Source organism: Corynebacterium sp. 212_CJEI (genome assembly GCF_001055915.1).
In the GTDB taxonomy this organism is placed as follows: domain Bacteria; phylum Actinomycetota; class Actinomycetes; order Mycobacteriales; family Mycobacteriaceae; genus Corynebacterium; species Corynebacterium jeikeium_D.
Map to the genome: position 1 here is coordinate 1 of NZ_JVPT01000082.1, position 4,274 is coordinate 4,274.

Below are 4,274 nucleotides of genomic sequence, written 5' to 3' on the forward strand. Positions count from 1 at the left end.
GGGGGGTGTCCCTATGTTTTTGTCAAGTGCCAGACCGATGTTGACGAGCACAGTCTTGGGAGTAGTTTCTTAGGCGTGCCTAGGAGCCGGCCAGCGTGTGCTGGTCGGCTTCGTCTTTGGGGCTTTATGCGGCGACGGGGCGTGGCGGGATTTCGCGGAAGAACTCCTTGTTTTTCAGCATCGCGTAGATGACATTGCATCGGCGTCGTGCCAGGCAGATGACTGCTGCGTTGTGGCGTTTTCCTTCAGCGCGTTTGCGTTCGTAATACCGCCGTGACGGTTCGTGGCTGCGGATAACTGCGAATGCGGAGTAGAACAAGGCGTTTTTCAGTCGTTTATTGCCTGACCGTGCCGGGAATTCACCTCTGATCGACGAACCGGATCGTCTAGTCACGGGTGCTATTCCAGCATAAGCAGCTAAGTGGCCAGCACTAGCGAAGTCGGAGCCATCACCGATCGCAAGAAGGATCTGCGCTGCGGTCTTGATGCCGACTCCGGGCATACTCATCAAGACCTCACAAAGAGGGAAATCAGCGAGCATCTCTTCAACCTGCTCAGCAATGGTGTTTCGTTGCTCTTTGAGGGCCTGGATGTTTGCAGCCAGTTGAGGAATTACTAACTCGGCGGCATCGCTTCCAGGCACGGTGACTGTTTGAGCTTTCAGCGCTGTAAAAATGTCGTCTACCAGCGGGGTGGGGTCTTTACGTGTGCGCTTGATCATCCAGTTCAACACTCGTTGGTATCCGGCTCTTTTTAGCCCCTGCGGTCCCTTGTAATGGATCAATAATTCCAGGATCGGCGTGCGAGTCAGGGTGCTACCAGCAAAAACTCGTTCCAGGCTGGGGTAGATCTGGGTGAGGACACTGCGAAGCCGATTGACAGTGCGAGTGCAATCGCGGGCGATGTCATCATCGAAGCCGGACAGCATCTTTAGGGCGGAGAGTACCTCATCATTGCGGTCGACGGCACGTAGCGTGTGGGGCATTGTGCGGGCGGTGTCGGCGATGATGAATGCGTCGCGTTTGTCTGTTTTTGCACGTCCCGGATAGAGATCTGCAGCTTTGCGCATCGCAAGACCTGGCAGGTATCCGACTTCGCAACCGCAGTCCCGGGCTACAGCAATCGGTAGTGCGCCGATGGTGTTGGGTTGGTCGACGATCACGAGCACGGTGCCAAGCTTCTGAAGCTGGTGAAAAACGCCTGCTAGTTCGGATTCGAGTTGAGGCAACGGTTTGTCGAAGACCTTGTTGCCATCACGGTCTAAGGCGCAGGCGTGGTGTTCAGATTTGCCGACGTCTAACCCAAGGAATATGTCGATGGAATGCTCCGGAGACATGATGAGCTCCTAGAAAACGAGATGGGTATGGCGTTGTTCCAGTCGCTGGTGTCATGACCTTCGTTGCAAGCACCCACGTTACAAAGAGACCTAGTTTAAAACTGGCCGTGTCCTTATCAGCTGTCATCGAAAGTCCTGGCACCCGGCGGCAACACCCCCCCGGATTATGGAAACTACAGGGCAGGTAAGCCATACCGGGACCAGCGACTATCCCCATTATCGGGGACACTCACAAGGTAACGGGAATGCGACCGGGGAAGCCCAACGCATGTGGGCCTCGAGCATTCGCGTTTTAGCGCTTCAGCCCCGCGATCATGGTCTTCAAGTTGCTGCGCAGGAAATCCTCGTAGGTTCCCGCGACCGTGCCCGGCTTGCCGAGCTCATCGGAGTGCAGTGGCTCGTCGAAGATCGGAATCCCGGCCTCCTTCGAGACGGTCTTCATGGGGCGCGTATCCACGTTCGACTCCACGAACAGGTGCTTCGGGCGCTTGTCCTTCAGCTGGCGCACGAGGTGTCCGATCTGCGCGGGGGAGCCGTTTTCATCCGTGTCGATCTGCCAGATATACAGCTGCTCCATGCCGTAGGTGTCGACCATGTATTGGAAGGCATGTTCACTGGCCACGAGCACACGATCCTCCTTCGGCAGCGCACCGATCTGCTCGCGGTAGTCGGCGTCGATGCTCTCCAGCATGGCCTTGTACTCCGCCCCCTTCTCCTCGATGTGCTCGGCACGCTCGGGCAGGGCCTCGGCCAGCGCCGCGGTCACGTTCTCGGCCATCGCGATGCCGACGGTCGGGTCCAGGAAGGCGTGCGGGTTGATCTCCTGATTGCCCTTTTCGTCCTTGAGGTACTTCGGTTCCACGCCCTTGGTGGCCTCGACCATCTGGGAATCGTCCAGGCCCGCGGTGTTTTTCAGTTTCGCGAGCCAGCCGTGCTCACCGCCCTCGAGGTTCAGCCCGTTGTAGAACAGCAGGTCGGCGTCGCTCGTCGCATCCAGGTCCGCGGGCAGGGGGTCGTAGTCGTGCGGGTCCGTGCCGGTCGGCACGAGGTTATGGACGTCCACCGCCTCGCCGCCGATCTCCTCCACCAGGTCCGCCAGCAGCGTGAAGGTGGTGACGACGTTCAGCTGCTCACCGTCTGCCTTCTCCTCCGTCGAGAAGGTCACGGCCCCGAACACGAGGGCACCGCCCACCAGGAGGGCCAACAGCGCGGCCAGTGGCTTATTGCCCAGCGAGCGAGCAATCAGTCCCTTGCCTGGCGCGAAGAGGAAAGCCAGCAGGAACAGCGCGCTGGCGGTCAGCACGATCGTCACGCCGGAGGACACGTTGTAGCTATAGCTCAGGAACAGCCCCACTACGGAGCTGAGCGCCGAGATCGCCACTGAAAGCCCGATCATCACTCCCAGCCGGTTCGTCAGCAGGTACGCCGCCGACGCCGGAGTGATCAGCAGGGAGACCACCAGGATCACGCCCACCGTCTGCAGGGAAATGACCGTCACCAGCGTGAGCACCACCATCAGCCCGTAGTGGATTGCCCGCACGGGCACGCCAGCCGACTGCGCCATGACGGGGTCGAAGGTGCTGAGCTTGAGCTCCTTGTAAAAGACCAGCGTGAGAATCAGCACGGCAGCGGCAATACCGATCGAGAGGTTGCGGTCGGCGTCCTGAACGGTCAGGACGTTGCCGAAGAGGATCTCCGTCAGATCCGTCGCCGTCTGCGCTTTCGCCATGAGCAGCACGCCGATCGCGAAGAAGGTGGAAAAGACGATGCCGATCGCCGAATCGTTCTTCACAGTGGAGCGTTCGCTGATCAGCCCGATCGCCAGTGTGGCGAGTAGACCCGCGACCACCGCCCCGAGGAAGAGGTTCGTGCCGAGCAGGTAGGAGGCCGCGACCCCCGGTAGTACGGCGTGCGAGATGGCGTCGCCGATCAGGGCCATGCCGCGCAGCACGATGAAGCTGCCGACGATGCCGCAGGCCACGCCCACGATCACCGAGGTGATCAGCGCTTTTTGCAGGTAGCCGTGGCTGAGTAGTGAGTCGAGGAACTCCGCGATCATGCTGTCTCCTCCTGGAGGGCTGCCTGCCGTGGCGTGGGGTGGGCTGGTGCTGACGGCTCGCGGATGACGAGCGCGCCGAAGGCCTTCTGCAGCACGTCGGGGACGAAGACCTCCTCGGTGGGACCCGCCGCGACGAGCTCGCCGTTGAGGACGATGAGGTCGTTGTAGTAGCCGCGCACCGTGTTCATGTCGTGGTGCACGACGACGACGTGCTTGCCCGCGTCCGCCATCTGCCGCAGCAGGGTCACGATCGTCTTCTCGCTGGGGACGTCGATGCCGACGAAGGGCTCGTCCAGGAAGATGTACTCCGCGTCCTGGACGATGGCGCGGGCAAAGAGGACGCGCTGGAACTGTCCGCCCGAGAGTTCGCTGATGTGGCGGTGGCGAAAGTCCCACATGTCGACGTCCTTGAGAGCCTGGGTGGCTGCTTCGCGTTCGGCCTTGCCGGGGCGGTGGAAAAGACCCAGGCGCGGGTAAGTGCCCATCAGGACGGTGTCGAAGACGCTGGTGGGGAAGTTGCGGTCGAGGTCAGAGCGCTGCTCGATATAAGCGATTGCGCGGCGCTGCTCGGCGGGGGCCTTGCCGTCGAGGGTGACGGGGTAGCCGGCAGGGGCGCCGGTGGGGCCTGTGCCGTGGACGTTGTGTTTGTCCAGGATCTGGAGCATCGCCTTCATGAGGGTGGATTTGCCTGAGCCGTTGGGGCCGATGATGCCGTGCATGCCGGGGGAGTCGAGGGTGAAGCTGATGTTCCGAATCGCGGTGTTCGCGCCGTAGCTCACGCTCAAGTTCTGGACGCTAATACTCATGGCAGCCAAGAATAGTGGTCAGTTCAATGAATCACCAAGTTCAATGTATTGACCTTTGGGGCGGGGTGGTGTT

Annotated in this window: 3 protein-coding genes; all 3 read right to left on the reverse strand. The window is 60.7% G+C overall.

Features of this window, described 5'->3' with window-relative positions; all coding sequences use genetic code 11:
• Positions 1-124: 124 nt before the first annotated feature.
• Positions 125-1,336 (reverse strand): IS110 family transposase, encoded by a 1,212-nt coding sequence (locus ADB02_RS10705; RefSeq protein WP_011273191.1) that lies wholly within the window; start codon positions 1,334-1,336, stop codon positions 125-127.
• A 292-nt stretch (positions 1,337-1,628) separates the two neighbouring features.
• A complete protein-coding gene (locus tag ADB02_RS10710; RefSeq protein ID WP_222865187.1) occupies positions 1,629-3,395 on the reverse strand; it encodes a metal ABC transporter solute-binding protein, Zn/Mn family in 1,767 nt (588 codons plus the stop codon).
• A complete protein-coding gene (locus tag ADB02_RS10715) occupies positions 3,392-4,201 on the reverse strand; it encodes a metal ABC transporter ATP-binding protein (protein WP_035006260.1) in 810 nt (269 codons plus the stop codon). Before ADB02_RS10715 ends, ADB02_RS10710 begins: the two co-directional genes overlap by 4 nt.
• Positions 4,202-4,274: the final 73 nt, after the last annotated feature.

Bases quoted from the DNA above. Each gene is read 5' to 3' on its own strand.
- ADB02_RS10715 (WP_035006260.1), bottom strand. From the start codon at position 4,201: ATGAGTATTAGCGTCCAGAACTTGAGCGTGAGCTACGGCGCGAACACC.
- ADB02_RS10710 (WP_222865187.1), bottom strand. From the start codon at position 3,395: ATGATCGCGGAGTTCCTCGACTCACTACTCAGCCACGGCTACCTGCAA.
- ADB02_RS10705 (WP_011273191.1), bottom strand. From the start codon at position 1,336: ATGTCTCCGGAGCATTCCATCGACATATTCCTTGGGTTAGACGTCGGC.